The organism is Shewanella sp. AS1 (assembly GCF_021412565.1).
In the GTDB taxonomy this organism is placed as follows: Bacteria; Pseudomonadota; Gammaproteobacteria; order Enterobacterales; family Shewanellaceae; genus Shewanella.
Map to the genome: position 1 here is coordinate 1 of NZ_JAKCLJ010000112.1, position 283 is coordinate 283.

1 protein-coding gene is annotated in these 283 nt (G+C 71.7%); it reads left to right on the top strand.

Annotated elements, in window-relative coordinates:
• Window positions 1-283: Rnf-Nqr domain containing protein (locus tag LZP69_RS16285; RefSeq protein ID WP_326490275.1), on the top strand; the 283-nt coding region annotated here is incomplete at both ends.

Consider the following 283-nt stretch of genomic DNA (forward strand, 5'->3'; position numbering starts at 1 on the left):
GCGCCTGGCAGTGTTCGTCATGGTGATCGCAGCCGCGGTCACCTCGGTCGAACTGGCCATGGCCGCGTGGTGGCCGGGCCTGCACGCCGCGCTCGGCATCTTCCTGCCGCTGATCGTCACCAACTGCCTGGTGCTGGCGCGGGCGGAGTCCTTCGCGTCGCGTGAGTCGGTGCCCCGTGCCCTGCTCGACGGCCTTGCGATGGGCCTCGGCTTCCTGCTGGTGCTGCTCGCACTGGGCGCCAGCCGCGAGTTGCTCGGCCGTGGCAGCCTCGGCGCGCATCTG